This window comes from Nocardia salmonicida (genome assembly GCF_036142455.1).
GTDB lineage: Bacteria > Actinomycetota > Actinomycetes > Mycobacteriales > Mycobacteriaceae > Nocardia > Nocardia salmonicida.
Genome location: NZ_CP108014.1, coordinates 488,685 through 508,233, shown reverse-complemented (window position 1 = coordinate 508,233; position 19,549 = coordinate 488,685). Strand labels below are relative to the sequence as shown.

At 67.6% G+C, this 19,549-nt stretch carries 19 protein-coding genes; 10 read left to right on the top strand and 9 right to left on the bottom strand.

Annotated elements, in window-relative coordinates; genetic code table 11:
* Nucleotides 1-5: 5 nt before the first annotated feature.
* The 5 genes from OHS03_RS02560 to OHS03_RS02540 all read right to left on the bottom strand — a co-directional run bounded on the left by OHS03_RS02560 (nucleotide 6) and on the right by OHS03_RS02540 (nucleotide 5,693).
* Nucleotides 6-1,778: an SDR family oxidoreductase gene (locus OHS03_RS02560; RefSeq protein ID WP_328660479.1), complete on the bottom strand. Its 1,773-nt coding sequence runs from the start codon at nucleotides 1,776-1,778 to the stop codon at nucleotides 6-8.
* A gap of 43 nt (nucleotides 1,779-1,821) precedes the next feature.
* A complete protein-coding gene (locus tag OHS03_RS02555; protein ID WP_328660477.1) occupies nucleotides 1,822-2,916 on the bottom strand; it encodes a PDR/VanB family oxidoreductase in 1,095 nt (364 codons plus the stop codon).
* Nucleotides 2,913-3,812 carry a metal-dependent hydrolase gene (locus tag OHS03_RS02550; protein ID WP_328660476.1) on the bottom strand — a complete coding sequence of 300 codons (900 nt, stop codon included), beginning with the start codon at nucleotides 3,810-3,812 and terminating at the stop codon, nucleotides 2,913-2,915. Before OHS03_RS02550 ends, OHS03_RS02555 begins: the two co-directional genes overlap by 4 nt.
* Nucleotides 3,813-3,927: 115 nt before the next feature.
* Nucleotides 3,928-4,926: a YdcF family protein gene (locus OHS03_RS02545; RefSeq protein WP_328660474.1), complete on the bottom strand. Its 999-nt coding sequence runs from the start codon at nucleotides 4,924-4,926 to the stop codon at nucleotides 3,928-3,930.
* 101 nt (nucleotides 4,927-5,027) lie between these two features.
* Nucleotides 5,028-5,693, bottom strand: a complete 666-nt coding sequence (locus OHS03_RS02540; RefSeq protein WP_328660472.1) for a rhomboid-like protein — start codon at nucleotides 5,691-5,693, stop codon at nucleotides 5,028-5,030.
* A gap of 117 nt (nucleotides 5,694-5,810) precedes the next feature.
* On the opposite strand from OHS03_RS02540, the gene OHS03_RS02535 reads away from it, so the two are divergent.
* The 3 genes from OHS03_RS02535 to OHS03_RS02525 are packed head-to-tail and all read left to right on the top strand — an operon-like array spanning nucleotide 5,811 to nucleotide 7,877.
* On the top strand, nucleotides 5,811-6,095 hold the full coding sequence (locus OHS03_RS02535) for a plasmid stabilization protein (RefSeq protein WP_328660469.1): 285 nt from the start codon (nucleotides 5,811-5,813) through the stop codon (nucleotides 6,093-6,095).
* Between the two features lie 21 nt (nucleotides 6,096-6,116).
* Nucleotides 6,117-7,076: a TIGR03557 family F420-dependent LLM class oxidoreductase gene (locus OHS03_RS02530; protein WP_328660467.1), complete on the top strand. Its 960-nt coding sequence runs from the start codon at nucleotides 6,117-6,119 to the stop codon at nucleotides 7,074-7,076.
* Between the two features lie 27 nt (nucleotides 7,077-7,103).
* On the top strand, nucleotides 7,104-7,877 hold the full coding sequence (locus tag OHS03_RS02525) for a DUF72 domain-containing protein (RefSeq protein ID WP_328660465.1): 774 nt from the start codon (nucleotides 7,104-7,106) through the stop codon (nucleotides 7,875-7,877).
* Nucleotides 7,878-7,948: 71 nt separating this feature from the next.
* On the opposite strand, the gene OHS03_RS02520 is transcribed toward OHS03_RS02525, so the two are convergent.
* Nucleotides 7,949-9,982 (bottom strand): CocE/NonD family hydrolase, encoded by a 2,034-nt coding sequence (locus tag OHS03_RS02520; RefSeq protein ID WP_328660462.1) that lies wholly within the window; start codon nucleotides 9,980-9,982, stop codon nucleotides 7,949-7,951.
* 156 nt (nucleotides 9,983-10,138) lie between these two features.
* Here OHS03_RS02520 and OHS03_RS02515 point away from each other — a divergent pair, with 156 nt between their 5' ends.
* Nucleotides 10,139-10,819, top strand: a complete 681-nt coding sequence (locus OHS03_RS02515; protein WP_328660461.1) for a TetR/AcrR family transcriptional regulator — start codon at nucleotides 10,139-10,141, stop codon at nucleotides 10,817-10,819.
* Between the two features lie 3 nt (nucleotides 10,820-10,822).
* Here OHS03_RS02515 and OHS03_RS02510 read toward each other — a convergent pair whose 3' ends face one another.
* Nucleotides 10,823-11,740 (bottom strand): alpha/beta fold hydrolase, encoded by a 918-nt coding sequence (locus tag OHS03_RS02510; RefSeq protein ID WP_328660458.1) that lies wholly within the window; start codon nucleotides 11,738-11,740, stop codon nucleotides 10,823-10,825.
* Nucleotides 11,741-11,917: 177 nt separating this feature from the next.
* On the opposite strand from OHS03_RS02510, the gene OHS03_RS02505 reads away from it, so the two are divergent.
* Genes OHS03_RS02505 through OHS03_RS02495 form a run of 3 tightly spaced genes read left to right on the top strand, consistent with a single transcriptional unit; the run spans nucleotide 11,918 to nucleotide 13,899 of the window.
* Nucleotides 11,918-12,136 carry a three-helix bundle dimerization domain-containing protein gene (locus tag OHS03_RS02505; protein WP_056821259.1) on the top strand — a complete coding sequence of 73 codons (219 nt, stop codon included), beginning with the start codon at nucleotides 11,918-11,920 and terminating at the stop codon, nucleotides 12,134-12,136.
* 57 nt (nucleotides 12,137-12,193) lie between these two features.
* Nucleotides 12,194-13,279, top strand: a complete 1,086-nt coding sequence (locus tag OHS03_RS02500; protein WP_328660457.1) for an S-(hydroxymethyl)mycothiol dehydrogenase — start codon at nucleotides 12,194-12,196, stop codon at nucleotides 13,277-13,279.
* Entirely contained in the window at nucleotides 13,273-13,899 is a 627-nt protein-coding gene (locus tag OHS03_RS02495; RefSeq protein ID WP_056821261.1) for an MBL fold metallo-hydrolase, read from the top strand. The genes OHS03_RS02500 and OHS03_RS02495 overlap by 7 nt, the downstream gene beginning before the upstream one ends.
* Nucleotides 13,900-13,953: 54 nt before the next feature.
* Here OHS03_RS02495 and OHS03_RS02490 read toward each other — a convergent pair whose 3' ends face one another.
* Nucleotides 13,954-14,397: a MarR family winged helix-turn-helix transcriptional regulator gene (locus tag OHS03_RS02490; RefSeq protein ID WP_328660455.1), complete on the bottom strand. Its 444-nt coding sequence runs from the start codon at nucleotides 14,395-14,397 to the stop codon at nucleotides 13,954-13,956.
* A gap of 168 nt (nucleotides 14,398-14,565) precedes the next feature.
* Here OHS03_RS02490 and OHS03_RS02485 point away from each other — a divergent pair, with 168 nt between their 5' ends.
* From OHS03_RS02485 to OHS03_RS02475, 3 genes are all read left to right on the top strand, one after another.
* Complete coding sequence (locus tag OHS03_RS02485) at nucleotides 14,566-15,840, top strand: acyl-CoA dehydrogenase family protein (RefSeq protein ID WP_328660453.1); 1,275 nt, start codon at nucleotides 14,566-14,568, stop codon at nucleotides 15,838-15,840.
* Complete coding sequence (locus OHS03_RS02480; protein ID WP_328660451.1) at nucleotides 15,837-17,270, top strand: LLM class flavin-dependent oxidoreductase; 1,434 nt, start codon at nucleotides 15,837-15,839, stop codon at nucleotides 17,268-17,270. The genes OHS03_RS02485 and OHS03_RS02480 overlap by 4 nt, the downstream gene beginning before the upstream one ends.
* Nucleotides 17,271-17,429: 159 nt before the next feature.
* Nucleotides 17,430-18,812: a styrene monooxygenase/indole monooxygenase family protein gene (locus tag OHS03_RS02475; protein ID WP_328660449.1), complete on the top strand. Its 1,383-nt coding sequence runs from the start codon at nucleotides 17,430-17,432 to the stop codon at nucleotides 18,810-18,812.
* Between the two features lie 73 nt (nucleotides 18,813-18,885).
* On the opposite strand, the gene OHS03_RS02470 is transcribed toward OHS03_RS02475, so the two are convergent.
* The gene (locus tag OHS03_RS02470) at nucleotides 18,886-19,473 is read right to left on the bottom strand and encodes a TetR/AcrR family transcriptional regulator (protein WP_328660447.1); all 588 of its coding nucleotides are present in this window, start codon (nucleotides 19,471-19,473) and stop codon (nucleotides 18,886-18,888) included.
* Between the last annotated feature and the right edge of the window lie 76 nt (nucleotides 19,474-19,549).

The following is a 19,549-nucleotide window of genomic DNA, read 5'->3' as shown; positions in this document are numbered from 1 at the left end:
CCGACTCAGACCAGCTTCATCCGGCGGGCGGCGAACCGCACCGCGCCGGGTGCGATCCGGTTGATCCGGTACTGCACCCACGATTCCGGCGTCACCGGCACGATGTCGCGTCCGGTCCGCACCGCCTTCACGATCTGCGCCGCCACCCGGTCGGGGGTGTAGCCGCGCCGCTCGTAGAGCTTGTCGAACTTCTGCTGCGCGGCCGCCTCCTCCTGGGCGGAGACACCCGAGATGCGGGTGGTGGCGACGATATTCGTATGCACGATGCCCGGGCACACGGTCGATACCGAGATGCCGCGGTCGGCGAGTTCGGCACGCAGGCAGTCGGAGAACATGAACACCGCCGACTTACTGGTGGCATAGGCCGCCATGTCGCGCTGCGGGCTGTAGGCGGCCATGCTGGACAGGTTCACGATGTGCCCGCCGAGCCCACGATCGGCCATCGCCGCGCCGAAAGCCCGGCAGCCGTTGACGACACCGCCTAGGTTGATCCGCAGCACGCGGTCGAACTCCTCCGACGGAGTGTCGAGGAACCCGCCTGCCTGGCCGACACCGGCATTGTTGACCAGCACATCGGGCACGCCGTGCGCGGCGATCACCAGGTCGGCGTGCGCGCGCACCGCGTCCTCGTTCGACACATCGAGCGGGTAGGAGTGCGCCACACCACCTTCCGATGCGACGAGCTCGGCGGTGGCCTTGGCGGCGAGCTCGTTGACATCGGAGACCACCACTTCGGCACCGAGCCGCGCGAAGGCCAGTGCGGTCTCCCGGCCGATGCCGCTACCCGCACCGGTGACGACAACCAGCTTGTGCTCGAATTCCCTGCGCGCAGTGCCCACTTCGGCCCTGGCCAGTCCGCGCGAGACTCCCGCACCGTCGAGCGCGTCGATCAGCTCGGTGGTCGCGGTCGCGAGGAGCTCCGGATGCGAGAACGGCATCCAGTGCCCGGCGGGAACATCACGACGCCAGAGCCGGTCGGTCCATTTGCTCGAATCGTCGTAGCCCGCGGGCCGCACGGCGACATCGCGTCCTGCCACGATCAACTGCACCGGCACCTCGGTGTGGCGCTCGCGCGGGGACAGCATCCTGGCCACGATGTTGGCGCGATAGATGAGCAGCCCGTCGACCATGTCGCGGCGGAAGGTCGGGCCGAGCTTCACAGTGGCGGCGGGGGTGTCGTTCATGAGGGAAACCGCGCGCTGCCACACCTTTTCGGTGCCGATGGCATTGAACGTGGCGCGCGGCAGCCCAGGGGTCATGAAGAAGAAGGTGTAGGCCGAGGAGGCGAGCTGGGTCATCGGCTGCCACACATTGCGCAGGGTGGGGCGGGAGAGCCGGTCGCGCACCCAGCTGGACAGGTGGTCGAGGTTGGGGCCGGAGACCGAGGTGAACGAGGCGACGCGCGCGGTGGCCTGCGGCTCGCACACCGCTTCCCACACCTGTACCGAACCCCAGTCGTGGGCGAGTACGTGCACGGGACGGTCGGGGCTCACCACGTCGAGCACGGCGTAGAAGTCGCGCGCGAGTTCGTCGAGACGGAAGTCGTCGGTGCGCTGGGTGCGGGTGGATTCACCGTGGCCACGGGTGTCGTAGGCGACCACATGGAAGCGCTCGGTGAGCAGCGGAATCACCCTGTCCCACAGGTGATGGGTGTCGGGCCAGCCGTGCACGAGCACGATGGTGTCGGCGGTCGGGTCGCCGTATTCGAACACGGCGATGTCGAAATCACCGCTGCGGACGGTGCGCTGGTTCGCAGGCTGCGGGCTGTCGTTCGTCATGATCTGTCGGACTCCCTGTCCACTGAGTTGTCCCCGAAAAGGTTCACAGGTCGAGCACCAATCGCTCACCGCGGGAACGCGATACACACGCGAGCATGGCGCCCTCGGCACGATCGGCAGCGGAGAGCACGGTCTCGCGGTGATCCGGAACGCCTGCGCGGACCCGCACCACGCAGGTGCCGCAGAAACCCTGCCTGCACGAATAGGGCTGGTCGGGGCGCGTATCGAGAATGGTGTCGAGCACGGTGCGGTCGGCATCGACGGTGACCACCTCGCCGCTGGAGGCGAATTCGATCTCGAACGGCGTGCCGTCGACGACCGGCGGCGGCGAGAACCGCTCGAAATGCAGCTCCACTTCGGGCATCTCACGCACCGCGGTGACGATCGCCGAGGTCATCGGAGTCGGGCCGCACGCGTAGACGGCGGTGCCGGGACCGACGCCGGTCAGCAGATCCGCCGCGACTGGCAGACCGTGTTCGTCATCGGTGCGCACGACGACATTCGCGCCGAAACTCTCGATCTCGGCCAGGAACGGAATGGTGTCGCGGCTGCGTCCGCTGTAGACCAGCGTCCACGGCACACCCAACCGATGCGCGAGCCGGGCCATCGGCAGAATCGGCGTGATGCCGATGCCACCGGCGATCAAATGCAGTCGCCGCGAGGGCGATCCATGCCCCGGCACCGCGAACGGGAAGGCATTGCGTGGCCCGCGGACCACCAATCGACTGCCGACCGGCAGTGCGTCGTGCACCTCGATCGAGCCGCCGCCGCCACCGGGAATCCGGCGCACCGCGACCCGGTAGGCGCGGTGGTCCGCGGGGTCGCCGCACAGCGAGTACTGCCGCAGCCGGCCCGACGGCAATTCGAGGTCGAGGTGCGCGCCGGGCCGCCAGCGGGGCAGGACTCGGCCGTCGGGTGCCTCGAGGCGCAGGCTCACCACGTCCTGGTCGTGCGCTTCGATCCGGCGTTCGGTCACCACCACGGGCAGGCGGCGGTCGTCGACGCGCGGTCGCAGATCATTGCGGTTGACCAGCGCGGTCCAGCGCAGCCGGGCGGTCGCGACGGCATCGATGATCCTGATCGCCGGGTCGTGACGACGCTTGCCGTAGAGGTCGGCCGGGATGTCGCGAGTGGTCACGACGCGGCCGCGCGGGCACCCGGCGAAGCGGCCAGGTAGGCGATGGCCTGCGCCGTGGAGCCGACCGATTGTGGGTTGTACCCGGGTTGGAAGGTCGACAGCGCACTCACCAGCAACGACGGAACGCCGGGCAGCGCACCACGCCACATCGCCGCGAACACCCCGCCGAGCAGCCGCGTGTAGCCCCGATCGGACAGCTGCGGGTCCTGCTGCACGAGGAACCGCGCCCCACGCACCAACACCACGAGGAAGATCGGGAAAACCAGCGTCATCGCCGCGCACCGGCGCACGTACCCGACCCCGAAGTACTCCGCGACATCGTGGGCGACATTGCGATGCTCGACCTCTTCGGCACCGTGCCAGCGGAACAGGTCGACCATTCGCGGGTCGGCGCCGAACTTCTCCAGGTCGGCGTTGAGGATCCAGTCGCCGAGCCAGGCGAAGAAATGCTCGAGGCAGGCGATGAAGGCGAGCCGTTCCACCAGCATCTGGCGGCCGACGCGATCGTCGCCGCGCGCTCCGAGCGAGATGCGGAACAGGTATTCCATCTGCCGCAGGTAGGGGTCCGCGTCGACGCCGTGCGCGGTGAAGACATCCTCGAGCACCTTGCCGTGGGTCTGCGCGTGCATGGACTCCTGGCCGATGAAACCGAGCATGTCCTCGCGCAGCTTCTCGTCCTTGACGTAGGGCAACGCCTCGCGATAGGTCTCGATGAACATGCGCTCACCCTCGGGCAGCAGCATGTTCAGCGCGCTGATCAGATGACTGGCGATGGGTTCGGCGGACATCCACTGCAGGTCGACGCCGGACCAGTCGAAGGTGACATTGCGCGCGTGCAACGCCACCACGCCCGGATCGATCTCCGGACTTTCTCTTCCCCAAGGAAATAGCTTCATCGGTACTCCTCGATCAACCGCGCACGGTTACCCGCGCACCAGGTCGCGCCGTTGCGTCCTACTCGGTAGCTCCGATGATACAACTATCCATAACTTTACGTAACACCTAAATCTGTCAAGCGGCTTCACCGAAGATCGCCAGCGCGACCGGCGCCGCCACCAACAACGCGCATATCACGGCATTGACGACCTTGTACTCGACCAAAATCCCGACGTATTCGCGCAGGACGGCGCTGGGGAGGTAGTAGCGTGCCGTCGGGGCGCCGACGGCTTGGGCGTCGAGCCCGACCTGACGGGCGAGCACAGCGGTCCGCAGGACATGGAAATTGCTGGTGACCAGCAGGATGCGGCTGTCGACCCCGCGCCGGGCGAGCAGTTCCCGGCTGAACAGGAGGTTCTCGCGGGTGGTCGTCGAGCGGTCCTCCCGCAGGATCTCGTCGTCGCGGACACCGTGCTCGACCAGGTAGTCGGCCATCGCGGTACTTTCGGCGACCCTCTCGTCGGAACCCTTGCCGCCACTGGTGACCAGCAGCGGCGACGGGCCGTGCGCGGCGCGCCAGATGCCCAGCGCGCGGTCGAGCCTGCTCGCCAGCAGCGGCGGGACCCGGTCACCGAGCAGGCCGGAGCCGTGCACGACGATCGCGACGGCGTCGTCGGTACGGGTCACCCCGCCGTAAACGACCGAGTACAACAGGAACGCGACCAGTACGAAGCCGAGATAGGCGGCGACGAGCACGACCGCCAGCAGCAACACGCCGAACACCGCCCCCTCGGCGATCACCGCCATCAGCAACAACACATACGGAACCAGCAGCGCGAAGCCGAGACCGAGGGACAGCAGATTCGCCAGGCGTACGCCCTCGCGGCGCAACATCACCACGCCGTTGAGCATCAACAGCCCGGCCAGGGCAAACACCAGCAGCGGCGACAACGCGAGTGCGAAGAAGACCAGAGTTCCCAGTGCAGCTCCTTCGACGCCCGAACCGATCAGTGCGGCGCCGACACACAGGATTCCGAGCAGCAGCAACACTCCGTTGCTGAATCGGCGCCGCTCCTGACGGAAACACAGCGCGAACACACCGAGCAGAACCACACCTATCGCCAGCAAGATCACCAGCCCACCCTAGTGAGCACGGGGCTCGCAGCGATCGCCAGTCCTCGACGGGTGGCCTGAGCGAAACACGAAGATGGACTTGACCAGCTAATAACAAGCAATCATCGCTCGGCGGCGAACCGTCGTTTCAGCAGTACGCCAGGATTCCACCGGCGTCCGCGACCTCGCGTCAGCGGGTAGCAGGCGAACCCGATGGCGGCCGCGCTCGCGTGCCCGATATCGGTGAACGTGCGGTTGAGGAAGATCGGCGGAACCACCACCGCGAGCACCCCGAGCACGTACACCCAGCGCCACGGCGTCACGAACCGGTAGGCGAGCACCGCGGCGACACCGGCCAACGCGTAGCTGACGCCCACATCGAGGATGTACATCGCCCGTTCGGGCGCGTCCTCGCTACGGATCGCCCACAGCACCACGCCCTGGCTGAGATAGGTGGCGCCCACGTGCGCGAGCACCACGACCACGAGCCAGCGCAGGGTGCCGAGCCAGCGTTCGGCATTGGCGTGAAAGATCGTGAACAGCACCGCGTAGGCGAGCCATCCGCTGCCGTCGGTCCAGAACGCGCTGGTGATCAGCACACGCACGGGATCTTGGCCGAGGTGGTGCAGGTTCGTCGACCGGTGATCGAGCCATTGCCTGGCTTCCTCCGGCGGGAGCAGATCGATGATCACCGTGGTCACGGCGAGAGCGGCCAGCCACAGGTAGGTACCGGGCGCGCTGCGGATCCACCGCCACCCGCGGTTCGCCATCCTGCTCGGTGCGCCCACCAGAACAGTGTGCCAGGCGCGGATTGCCACAGCATTGCTGTGGACTCCTGTTTCCTCGGCGAATCTGCGGGTAGGCGGCCATCAGAGTCGACATCCCGATCGGAGGAGGAGCAGGTCATGCCCCAGCAAGCGTGGAGCGACAAGCGCGAACGGCAGTACAAGGACATCAAGAAATCGGAACGCGAGCGTGGCCGCGGCGAGAAACGCGCCGAGGAGATCGCCGCGCGGACGGTGAACAAGACTCGCGCCCAGCACGGCGAGACGAAGGGTTCGGGCGGCCAACGGACCCAGGGCAGCGGCAAGACCCGCGATCAGCTCTACGAGGAAGCCCGCCGCCGCAATATCGACGGCCGCTCCAAGATGAACAAGCAGGAATTGGCCAACGCTCTCGGCCGCAGCTGACCCCACTGCGAAAGGTGCGCCATGCAGCTCGGATTCAAGTTGGCGGCCGAGGCTTTCGGCCCGAAAGAGCTTGTTCGACAGGCAGTTCGGGCCGAAGCGGCCGGTTTCGACTTCGTCGAGATGAGCGACCACTTCCACCCGTGGCTCGATAATCAAGGCCACTCACCGTTCGCGTGGACCGTCCTGGGAACGATCGCGGCCCGCACCGAGCAGATCGGGCTGGCTACCGGCGTGACCTGCCCGATCATCCGCTATCACCCGGCGATCATCGCTCAGGCCGCCGCCACCACGGCGCTGCTGTCCGACGGGCGGTTCACCCTGGGAATCGGTTCGGGCGAGCGGCTCAACGAACACATTGTGGGCCATGAGTTTCCGCCGGTGGCGATCCGGCAGCGGATGTTGCGCGAGGCGCTCGAGATCATCCGATTGCTGTGGCGCGGCGGTTACCGCAGCTACTACGGCGAGTTCCTGGAGCTGTCGGACGCGCGGGTATTCGATCTGCCGCAGACCCTGCCGGTTATCGCGGTGGCCGCGGGTGGGCCCAGCGCGGCGAAGATCGCCGCCGAACTCGGCGACGGGTTGTTCGCCACCGAGCCGGATCCCGAACTCGTGCGGACCTTTCAGCAGGAGGGTGGCTCGGGCCCACGCTATGTGGAAGTGGGTGTCGCCTTCGCCGAGACCGATCGCGAGGGCGCCGAAGCCGCGCTGTCGACGAACCGGTGGTCGACCGGAGGATGGAAGGTGATGAGCGAGCTGCCCAATCCCGCGAACTTCGCCGCCGCCTCCAGCACCGTGCGAGTCGACGACATGCTCGAATCCTTTGTCTGCGGCAATGATCCGAAACGCTACGTCGAGGCGGTACGCAAGGCCACCGACGCGGGCTTCGATCATGTGGTGTTGATGAACGCGGGACCCGACATGGACGCGTTCCTCGACTTCTACAGCAGCGAACTCGCGCCCCTGTTGCGTTCGGAGATCTGACCCGCGCTCCGGAGGGAGGCAAGCCGAATGACCATGCACGTCGGCACGTCCGGCTGGCAGTACCGCGACTGGCGCGGCGTGCTGTACCCGCGGGGCCTGCCCGTGCGGCAGTGGCTCGAGCACTATGCGCAGGAGTTCGCGACGGTGGAGTCGAACAGCGCGTTCTATCGGTTGCCGAGCCGGGAGAACTTCGCCGCATGGCGGGAGCGCACGCCCGCAGGCTTCGTGATGGCGGTGAAGGCGAGCCGCTACCTGACCCACATCAAGCGATTGCGGGATCCGGCCGAACCGGTGCGGCGCCTGCTCGACAGGACCGAGGGGCTGGGCGAGCGTCTCGGTCCGATCCTGCTCCAGCTGCCACCGACCCTGCGCGCGGACCCCGATCTGCTCGACAACTGTCTGCGCTGCTTCCCCGACTCGGTGCGAGTGGCGGTGGAACCGCGCCACGAATCGTGGTGGACGGACGAGACCCGCGCCGTCCTCCGATCCCACCGCGCCGCGCTGACCTGGGCGGACCGCGATTCCCGGCCGATCACACCGCTGTGGCGGACCACCGACTGGGCCTATCTACGTCTGCACGCGGGCCGCGCTACTCCCCTGCCGTCCTACGGCAAGCAGGCGTTGAGCGGCTGGGCACATCGGCTGCTCGACACCTGGTCACCCGACGCCGACAGCTACGTCTATTTCAACAACGATCACGGCGGCGCGGCGGTGCGTGACGCCGTGACCTTCGCCCACCTGGCCGCGGGCGCGGGCGCGGATGCGACTCGAGTGCCCGAAGTACACGCGACCGCAGGATAAACGGCGAACCCCGCCTCGAGGCCGCGCGATCGAGGATCCGTCGCGCGGTCGGAGGCGGGGTCGACCGGATGTCACCAGCCGGGATCGGTGTCCAAGGGGACGTTGATCCAGCTCGGGCGGGACGGGTCCAGCTCGAGGTGCTGGGTGCGGAGGCCGCTTTCGTTCAGCAACGGGCGCAGCGGGATTCCGCTGGGGAAGTTGCTCGCGAAGACGTCGACGCGCAGGCGGTGGCCGGGCAGCAGGACACCGTCGGTGGCGCGGACGCCGATGTCGATCGTCGTCGGCTCGCCGGGCACGATCGGCTGACGGGTATCCAGGGTGAGGTACGGATACGGGTCGGTGTAGTCGCCGTTCGGCGAGCGGGTCGCCTTGGGCTCGTCGACCGTGCGCAACGACGCCGTCAGCTGACCCTGTGACCAGACCGTCGAAGTACCGTCGGGCGCTACATCGTTCACCGTCACCGTCCAGTAGCCGTCGGTGGCGTCGAGCACGGTGTTCAGGTGTGCGGCGATCGGCCCGGAGATCCTCGTCGGCTGCGAGACCGGCGCCGTGGTGAAGGTGAGCGCGGCCCCTTCACTGATCCGGGCGTCCTTCGAACAGACGTCGGGGAGCGGAAGAATTCCGGCCGTGCCCTGTGCGGCGTCACGCGCGCAGATGGTGATCAGGCTCGGGTCCACCGAGAGACGCTGTGCGGCGCCGGGAGCGGTGCGCAGGCTGCCGTCGTGGCGAGCGCCCGGCGCGGTGCCGGAGGAGGCCGCGTCGAGGTACATCCGCCGGTGCTGCATGCCGGGCCGAGGGAAGGCGACGTCGGTGGTCCACTGCTTACTTCCCTGCTGCCACAACGTGACCGGGTCGTAGCGATCGATGCCGTTGTCGATTCCCTTGAGCCACTTGTCGAACCACGCGCGCTGCAACGATTCCAGCGGGGCGGGCGCACCCGGCTGACCGAGGCCCGAGCTCACCGTTACGTGGTAGACGTCGTCCATGATGAGCTTCTTCTGCTCGGCGGGCACGTCCACCGCGTTGTAGATGCGCGGGGTGGAGTAGGTGAAGATGTCGTGCCAGCCGCCGTAGAGGAAGGTCGGCACCTGCACCTGTTCGGGCGCGCCGACCCAGGCGGTCCGCAGCGGGCTCTCGTCGTCGAGGATCGAGGCCATCTCCGGCGGGATCTGCTCGATGTTCGGGGTGGTCAGCGCGGCGATGAGCACGTTGAAGAAGGTGAACGGATCAGTCACCCGGTCGCGCAGCCAGACCCAGTCGAATTTCCCGTTCAGCATCGACATCAGGTCGGGCAGCAGCTTCGCGCCGTCGACGGCGAGCAGCCAGGCCGGGATGAACCCGATCCCGAGCGCACCACCGGGGGCCGCGACATCGCGGATCAGATCGCTGCCCGGCACGACCGGGAAGATCGCCTTGAGCGCCTCGGGATGACGCTGCGCGGTTTGCAGCTGGTTGATCCCCGAATAGGAGATGCCGCTCATCCCGATCTTGCCGTCGGACCAGCCCTGTTTCGCCGCCCAGTCGACGACTTCCACGCCGTCGATCTGCTCGCGTTCACCGAACACCTGCCAGGTGCCCTGCGAGAAACCGGTGCCGCGCACGTCGACGACCACCTGGGTGTAACCGCCGCGGATCAGGTTCCGATCGACGCCGAAGGTGCGCGCCGCGCCGCCGGGCAGCGCGTGCATGATGTCGCTGAGGCTGCTGAAACCGAACGGCGTGAAGTCCAGGTTCTGCAGCACCGGCATCAGCAGGTCCGACAGGCCGGGCACCGCGAGCGCCGAGTCGGCGAGGTTGGAGACCAGCTTGGTGTAGGGCGTCATGTTGACGATGGTGGGCGTCGGCTCCGCAACGGGCTGACCGTCCGCACCGGCGGGGTGATAGACGTTGGCTTTCAATACGGTGCCGTCACTCATCGTGATCGGCACGTCCCACTCGATGAAGACGTTGGGGTACTGCTGCGGCCCGTTGTGGGTGGCGACGAACTGCGCGTCGAGACCCTCGGCGTTCGGCGATGCCTGCCCGAGCGGCGCGGATGCGACGGCGCCCGCCAAGACGACGACGGACGCGGCCAGCGCGGCCAGTCGCCCACGATGTTTGATCATGCTTCGGTTCAGCCCTCCACCATCGGGAACCACAACGTTCCCGTACCGGGAAGTAACGTAGCGTGGGTCACGTTCGATCGCAAGAACATGTTCTGGGCGATCCACGATCAAGCGCCCGCGCGCACCCTGCCGCGGCCGCCTGAAACAATTGACACTGTGACAGCGTCCGAACTCGACGACGGTCGCCGCTACCGCGGCGCCGCACCGGGGCAACGTCAACAGGAACGCCGCGCTCGGCTGATCGAAGCGGCTACCGAGGCCTTCGGCGTCGACGGCTACCGCAACACCACGGTCACCACGGTCTGCGCGGCGGCCGGCGTCGGCAAACGCTACTTCTACGAATCTTTCACCGACAGTGAAGATCTGCTGCTCGAGGTGTATCGCGAGACGGCCGCCAGGATGATCGAGGCGATCCATACCGGGCTCAGTGATCCCGACGCCGATGTCGATACCCAGGTGCGCGTCGGCCTGACCGCGTACTTCCAGCTCATCCGCGACGACCCACGGGTTCCCCGGATCGCGTTCTTCGAGATCCTCGGTGTGAGCCCCGCGGTCGACCGGGCCTACTACGGCGTTCTCGACGCCTTGGTCGACATCTGCATGGCCCTGGTCACCCCGCACGTCGACCTGGAAACCCATCCCGCCGTCAGTGTGCGGACGGTGCTGTTCGGACTGGTCGGCGCCATCGTGATCATCGCCCAGAAGTGGGTGCTCGACGAGTACCGCCAACCGCTGACCGATGTCGTCGAAAGCGGGTGTCTGGTGATCAGCGCGGTACTGACGCGGATCGGACCGGACGGCAAGGCGACCCGCTCCGTAGAGCGCGGCGCGAACTGACCGTCAGAGTCCCGTGGTGAATTCGGCGAATCGCCGGGCGATCCGCTCGGGGTATTCACCGTTGATCGCGTGCGACGCGTCCGGCCAGACCTCCACCTGCGCGCCGGGGATCAGGCGTGCCGTAGCGGCTGCCTTCGCCGAGTCGTGGACGATGCTGCGGCCCGCGAACAGGGCGAGAGTCGGCACCGTGAGTCCCCGCAACTGGTCCTCGGTGGGGCGCGCCAACAACGGCTGAGCGCCCCGGTAGTCCTTCATTCCGGAGGCGATCAGCCGACCTTCCGGCACCGACTCGTCGACCGGGACGCCACCGGAGATCCAGCTCAGCAGCTTGTTGCGCAGACTCGCGGGCATCATCGGGATCGCGCTGCCCAGCGAGACGACGATCATCTTCCAGCTCAACGACGCGAAGGTATTGGCCGGATCGAGCAGGGTGATCGAGGCCGTGCACTCGGGCCGGTGCAGCGCGGTCTGCACGGCCAGGTTCGCGCCGATGCTCACGCCGAGCAGGTGCGCACGCGGAACACCCAGTCCCGCAATCGTTTCCGCTATCCATTCCGCATGGCCGGCCCCGTCGGTCAGCTCGCGCCGCTGGGTGCTCGCGCCCGGCTCGCCGATGCTGTCGACCGACCACACCGTGCGCCGCTGCGCCAGACTCGCCAGGTTCGACCGCCACATCGGTGTCGAGGCCTGGCGCCCGGACAGGAGCACGACGGGAATGTCACCGCCGGGTCCGAATCGATACGCGCGGACCGGGCCGAAGGAGGTCGCGATCGCGGCCATCGCATCGGGTTTCGGCAGCAGCGCCATGCCGTCCGCGTAGGCGGCGGCGAATCGGTCGAAGCCCCGCCGATCGGCGAAGTATCCGACCTTGCCCGTGGGTCGACCGATCGTGGGATCCAGGAACAACGAGTCCTCGGCCATGGGGCGAGGATAGCTGTCGGAGGTCCACGTCGAAGGCGGCCATCGCGCCTGTTCTCTGGCGGTGACGCCAGAACTTCGGCACCTGCGCTATCCGGCCACCGTCGCCGAACCCCTTCGATGCGACGAAAAGTAGGCAACGACCCGTTGATCGACGTCGTCTCCGGGTAACCCCGGAATATGACTACTCACGAGAACCGCCAACTCGACGAGGTCATCGAGCGGTTGATCATTCGGTACCCGACCATCGCGCCCGCCGAACTCGAAGACATCGTGCACCACGTGTACGACGCGTTCGGCAAGGTACACATCCGCGATTATGTTCCGTTGCTCGTCGAGCACCACGTCAAGGAAGAACTCGGCCCGCCGACGGGCGAGATCCCACCCATCCCGGACTGATCGGGCGCGCGGCACCGCTAGCGTTGACGTCGATACGTCAACCATGAGGAGGTCCGCATGCCAGACACCGTCCGCGCAGTCATAGCCCGCGCGAAGGATGCGCCCGTCGAAACCGTCGACATCGTGATTCCCGATCCGGGACCCCACGATGTGGTCGTCCGAGTCCAGGCCTGCGGTGTGTGCCACACCGACCTGCACTATCGCGACGGCGGGATCAACGACGAGTTTCCGTTCCTGCTGGGTCACGAGGCTGCCGGCGTGGTCGAGACCGTGGGCGCCGCCGTGACCCACGTGGCCGAGGGTGACTTCGTCGTCCTCAACTGGCGCGCGGTCTGCGGTGAATGCCGAGCGTGCCGGCGCGGACGCCCCTGGTACTGCTTCGACACCCACAACGCCAGCGTCCCGATGACGCTCACCGACGGCACCCCGCTCACCCCCGCCCTCGGGGTGGGCGCCTTCGCCGACAAGACCCTCGTGCACGAAAAGCAGTGCACCAAGGTCGATTCCGAGACCGATCCGGCCGTTGCGGGTCTGCTCGGGTGTGGCGTGATGGCCGGGATCGGCGCCGCCATGAATACCGGCAATGTCTCACGCGGTGACAGCGTCGCGGTGATCGGCTGTGGCGGCGTAGGTGACGCGGCCATCGCCGGTGCGCGCCTCGCCGGTGCGGGCACGATCATCGCGATCGACCGTGATCAGCGAAAGCTGGACTGGGCCAAGGATTTCGGCGCCACGCACACCATCGACGCGACCAGCGAGGACGTGGTCGAGCGGATCAAGGAACTCACCGACGATTTCGGCGCGGATGTGGTGATCGACGCGGTCGGCCGACCGGAAACCTGGCAGCAGGCGTTCTACGGGCGCGACCTGGCGGGCACGGTCGTGCTCGTCGGGGTGCCGACTCCCGACATGAAGCTGGAGATGCCGCTCATCGACTTGTTCTCGCACGGCGGCGCGCTGAAATCCTCCTGGTACGGCGACTGCCTGCCCGAGCGCGACTTCCCGATGCTCATCGACCTCTACCGCCAGGGCCGACTGCCGCTGGACCGGTTCGTCACCGAACGGATCGACATCGACGGGGTCGAGCAGGCCTTCGCCGCGATGGCTCAGGGCCAGGTGCTGCGTTCGGTGGTGGTCTGGTGACTCGCATCGAAAGAGTCGTCACCTCGGGCACTTTCGCGCTCGACGGTGGTACCTGGGATGTCGACAACAATGTGTGGCTCATCGGTGACGACAACGAGGTGCTCGTCATCGACGCCGCCCACGACGCCGACGCCATCGCCGCCGCGGTCGGCAACCGTCAGGTCACTGCCATCCTGTGCACGCACGGCCACAACGACCATGTGACCGTCGCCCCGGAACTGGCCGAGCGGCTCGACGCCCCGGTCCTCCTCCACCCCGGCGACGAGCCCCTCTGGCGCATGACCCACCCGAACGCCGACTACCGCTCCTTGGCGGACACCGCGCGAATCACGGTGGCGGGCATCGATATCGACATCCTGCACACTCCCGGCCACTCCCCCGGCTCGGTTTCCCTGCACCTCCCCGATCTCGCTGCCCTGTTCACCGGCGACACCCTCTTCGCGGGCGGCCCCGGCGCTACCGGCCGCTCGTTCTCCGACTTCGACACGATCATCGATTCGATCCGTGACCGGTTGCTCACGCTCCCGGAGGAGACGACGGTCCACACCGGCCACGGCGACACGACCACCATCGGCACGGAGCGGCCCGCGCTCGCGGAGTGGATCGCCCGAGGACACTGACCTGACGCCGCGTGATCGGCGGCGGGCGAAGATGGCGAGCGACCTCCGTGAAGCTCAGTCGCGGAGGTCGGCCACGGACTCCTGGTAGGCCACGGCCGCGCGCTCGAAATAGTCGAAGAGCACTTCGCGCTGCTGCGGGGTGTAGCTCGCGACGATCTCGCCGATGCGACGCCGAGCGGGGGCCAGCACCTTGTCGAGCTCGGCAGGCTGATCGATCGGTTCGACGATGACCTTGCGCCGGTCGCCCGGGTCGGCGGCGCGGCGTACGTATCCGGCCTGCTCGAGACGGTCGACGAGACGGGTGGTCGGGCCGGTGGTGAGTCCGGTGCGGGTGCCGAGCTCACCCGGTGTCATCGCGCCGGCGAGCGCGAGGATATTCAGCGCGTACAGGTCTGTCGCGTGCAGATCGACCGCCTTCGCGCCCGCCTGAGCATGCAGCACAACCGAACTCAGGTATCGGCGAAAGATCGCGCTCAGGTCGTCGTCGGGTGTCGACATGTTTGCCTCTCACTTCGTCCACGCAGACACTTCGTCATCAATGATAGATCTTGTCCGCAGTGACAGGGCCACGTCAACGCTCTCACCGGTGCCCGCCGGCGCGCGTCCGTTGTGATCGCGCTGCGCGCAACCCGTGAATCCGGCATCCCCCTGCGCGATCGTGGGTGGATGACTTCCACCGCCGCGCCATCGACCACCGATTCCGAGCTGGACGCCATCTTCACCCCGATCTTCGACCGGATCGCCACGGGCGCGGTCGAGCGGGAGGTCGACCGGCGGCTGCCGTTCGACGAGGTGGGCTGGCTGAAGGAAGCCAGATTCGGAGCGTTGCGGGTGCCGGTCGAGTTCGGCGGGTACGGCGTGAGCGTGCGGCAGCTGTTCCGGCTGCTCATCGACCTGGCCGCGGCCGAGTCGAATCTGCCGCAGGCACTGCGGGTGCACTGGTCGTTCGTCGAGGATCAGATCCTGGCGGAGGCCGGGCCGGAGCGGGAGCGGTGGTTGCGGGCGGTCGCGGCGGGCACTCTCGTCGGCAACGCGATCACCGAGCCGGGGGTCGGCGCGGTCGACCGGTATCGAACTCGGCTGACCCGCGACGGTGACCGGCTGCTGCTCAACGGCGTGAAGTACTACAGCACCGGATCGCTGTTCGCCGATCACATCCTCGTCGCGGCCGACCGTGACGGCGAGCGGCTCGGCGTGCTGGTCGACGCGAATGCCGAGGGGGTGGTGCAACACGATGACTGGGACGGTTTCGGGCAGCGGCTCACCGCGAGCGGCACCACCGAGTTCACCGATGTCGTCGTCGCCGACGACCGTGTCCTCGGCCCCGGCTACGGCGTCGCGGGCCCCACCTACGGCACCGCCTACCTGCAACTGGTGCAGCTCGCGGTGCTCGCGGGGATCGCCGCGCGCGCCGAACGCGATGCCAGGGAATGGGTGAGCGCGCGCACCCGCACCTACACCCATGGCTCCGCCGATCTGCCGCGCGAAGACCCGCTCGTCCAGCAGGTGATCGGCAAGCTGTCGGCCGCGGCGTTCACCACGCGCGCGGCGGTGCTCGCAGTGGCGGATGTGCTCGACCGGGTGCTCGACGCCGGGGCGAAGGACGAGCAGGATCTCGTGGCCGCCGAATTGGCCGCCGCGCAGGCACAACTCGGCGTGATCGACATCGTGCTCGCCGCCACCACGCAGTTGTTCGAACTCGGTGGGGCCTCGATCGTGTCCGAACAGCTGCGCCTGGATCGGCATTGGCGCAATGCCCGCACCATCTCGGTGCACAATCCCGCCATCTTCAAAGCCCGTGCGGTCGGCGACTACCTGCTCAACGGCACCGAGTTGCCGTTCGGCTGGAGCGCGGGCGAGCGGAACACCGGCACACCGGCTTCCGCGAATCCGGAGCCGGAGGATTCGAGCACGGTGCGTCCCGAGGCCGCATCGCGATGAGCAGGCCGATCCGGTTCAACGCCTTCGACATGAACTGCGTCGCCCACCAGTCGCCGGGGCTGTGGCGGCACCCCGAGGACCAGTCGCACCGCTACACCGACATCGGCTACTGGACCGAGTTGGCGAAACTCCTCGAACGCGGGCGCTTCGACGGGATCTTCATCGCCGACGTCCTCGGCACCTACGACGTGTACGGCGGCAACGACATCGCCGCGCTGCGCCAGGGCGCGCAGACACCCGTCGCCGATCCGCTGCTGCTGGTGTCGGCGATGGCGGCGGTGACCGAGCACCTCGGTTTCGGGATCACCACCGGTACCGGTTTCGAGCATCCGTTTCCGTTCGCCCGTCGTCTGTCCACCCTCGATCACCTCACCAACGGCAGGCTCGGCTGGAATGTGGTGACCGGGTACCTACCCTCCGCGGCAAGGAATTTCGGCGCCGACGATCAACTCGACCACGACGAACGCTACAACCAGGCCGACGAATACCTCGAGGTGCTCTACAAGCTCTGGGAGGGTTCGTGGGAGGACGACGCGGTGGTGCGCGATGCCGAACGCGGCATCTACACCGATCCGGCGAAGGTGCACCACATCGGCCACTTCGGCAAGCACTACACGGTGCCGGGGATCCACGTCGCCGAACCGTCGCCGCAACGGACACCGGTGATCTATCAGGCGGGCGCCTCACCGCGCGGTGTGCGGTTCGCCGCCGAGAACGCCGAGGCGATCTTCATCGCCGGTCCGTCGAAACGAGTACTGGCGCAGACTGTTTCACGCGTGCGCGACGCGCTCGAGGCGGCAGGACGTGACCGGTACGCGGCCAGGATCTACGCGCTGGCCACCATCATCACCGACGAGACGGACGAGGCGGCGCGGGCCAAACGCGAGGAGTATCTGTCCTACGCGAGCATCGAAGGCGGGCTCGTGTTCATGTCCGGCTGGATGGGAATCGACCTGTCGCGGTACGACCTCGACGACCCGATCGGCGACGTGCAGAGCAACGCCATCCAGTCGGCGGTCGCGGCATTCCAGGAATTCGACGACGACGGCCGCGAGTGGACGGTGCGCGATATCGGCCGCTGGGCGGGCATCGGCGGGATGGGTCCGGTGTTCACCGGATCCGGCGAAACGGTCGCCGACCTGCTGCAGGAGTGGGTCGCCGACACCGACCTCGACGGGTTCAACCTCGCCTACGCGATCACGCCGGGAACATTCGAAGACATTGTGCGCCATGTTGTTCCGGTGCTGACCGAACGTGGCGTCTACCGCACCGAGTACGAGCCGGGTACCTTGCGCAACGCCCTGTTCGGGGCCGGGGATCGGCTCCCGCCGGAACATCGCGGCGCCGAATATCGTCTGGGCGGCCCCCGTTCCACTGTGCTACCGCACTCGGAGGCGCGACCCGAATCCGTGGAGGCACCCGCCGGCTAGCCTGCCGTCTCCGCCGATGATCGCGCCGGGACCGACCGTCCCGGCGCGATCGTCGCGTGCCGGTCAATTGTCCAAATACATTGCGGCACCGAGTATTCGGATCGATTCCCGCTGATTGCAACACTCATCATCGAGCGAACGTAAGTGCACCATTCCGGTATGACATCGCAGACTCCCGTTTCCCGCTCCATTCGTTCGGCCGCGGTAATCGGCGCCGGCCAAGCCGGCGTCACTGCGGCGCTAGGACTTCTCGACGCCGGTTTCACCGTCACCCTCTACAGCGACCGAGATCAACGCTCCCTTCGTAACGACGTACCCGCCACCGGCACCGCCCTGGAATTCGGCGAGACCCAGCAGGCCGAGGCCGCGCTCGGACTCGACAGCTACACCGGCCGCGCACCCCGCCACACCGGGCTCAGCGTGCGCATCGCCGGACCGGAGAACGCCGAACTGATCGCCTTCGACGGCACCTTCGACGGCTACGTCGGCGTCGCCGTCGACACCCGCCTCAAGGCCGACGAACGGCTCACCGCGTTCATCGAGCGTGGCGGCAATTTCGTCGTCGAACCGGTCACCGTCGAATCCCTCGACGCGATCGCCGCCGCCAACGAGCTCACCCTCGTCGCCACCGGCCGCGGCGGACTGGCCGATCTGTTCCCGATCGACGAAGAGCGCACGGTATACGACAAGCCGCAGCGCTCGCTGCTCACGGTCACCGTGACCGGCCTCGGCTTCGACTCCGGGGTGTTCGCGCACCGCAGCCCGGCGGGCGGCGCGCACAGCCTGTTCTCCATTCTCGCCGAACAGGGCGAGGCGTGGTGGGGGCCGTACCTGCACAAGGACGCGGGCCCGAGCTGGGCGTTCCTGGGCTGGGCCCGACCCGGCAGCGATTGGGAAACCCGTTTCGCCGCCGCCGATTCCGCCGAGTCGGCGCTGCAGATCGTGAAGGATCTCTACCGCGACTACATCGACTGGGACCTGCCGGAAGTTCAGGCCACCCAGGTTATCCCCGAAGACCCGCACTCCTGGCTCAAGGGCGCGGTCCGACCGGTCGTGCGGGCCGGGGTCGGGCGCACGGCGGGCGGCCATCTGGTCGCCGCCCTCGGCGACACCGCGGTCGCCTACGACCCGGTCGCGGGCCAGGGCGCGCAGAGCGGGCTGATCCAAGCCCAGCGCCTGGTCGCGGCCGCCGCTGTGCACGACGGACCGTTCGACGAGCAGTGGATCACCGACCAGTACGCCGCGTTCCTCGCCGCCCGCAGCGACGCCGCCGCCAAGGTGACCCGACTGTTCCTCAGCGACCCCGAATTCGGCGACATCGGCGGCCAGTTCTTCGCCACCGCCGCCGTCGACCCGAAGTTCGCCTCGGCCCTGGTCGGTCTGCTGCACCGTCCACAGCCGTTCCTGCCCATCGACTCCCCCGCCGACGCCGCCGCCTACATCACCGAGGTGACCGGGGCGGACGCGGGCGAGTTGCTGGCGAAGTTCGCGCCGGCCAGCCGATTCGAACGCTCGACGTTCGCCCCGGCCGCCGTCGGGTAACCGCCACGATCCGGTCGACCGTGGGCATGCACGCCCACGGTCGGCTTGTTCCACAGAGGCTGAGCCCCGGGAACTATGAAGGAACTCCGGCGTGGGCGATCTCCCAGGCCGCCTCGATCATCCGGAAGATCTCATCCACCGCGGCTTCCGGATCGGCGGCCTCCCTCGCCACCGAATAAGCGTCGATCACGAATCTCGCGATCGTCGCGCTCGCCGTAACGGTCTGCGCCAGTTCGGGATCGGCGGCGATGGCCGCTGCCAGCGCCCGCGCATGACGCAGCCGCATCGACTCCTCGTACCTGCGCAGCGCGGACGATTCGTCGATCATGTGCCAGATCGGGGCGGCGCTGTCCGCCGTGCAATGTCGCACCATGGAATGGATTTCGCGACGCAGCGCGGGGATGAGCGGTTCGCCGGCCGTCCGGTCTGTGACCGCCTGCACGAGCCCTTGCTCGAACTCTTCGTCCCGCTCGAACACCAGAGCCTCCTTGGAGGCGAAGTGGGCGAACAGTGTCGTGACGGCCACATCGGCTTCAGTCGCCACTTCGCGGATGCCCACGTCGTCGTACCCACGATCCAAAAAGAGCCGCAGGGCGGTGTCGGCGATCTTCTGGCGGGTCGCGGCCTTTTTGCGTTCACGACGTCCGGTCGGCACGGTCATGCCAGGAGGCTACCAGCTACGAAACTATATCAGTTATGAAGTCATACCGGTTTCAAAACACTAACCGTTAGTGTTA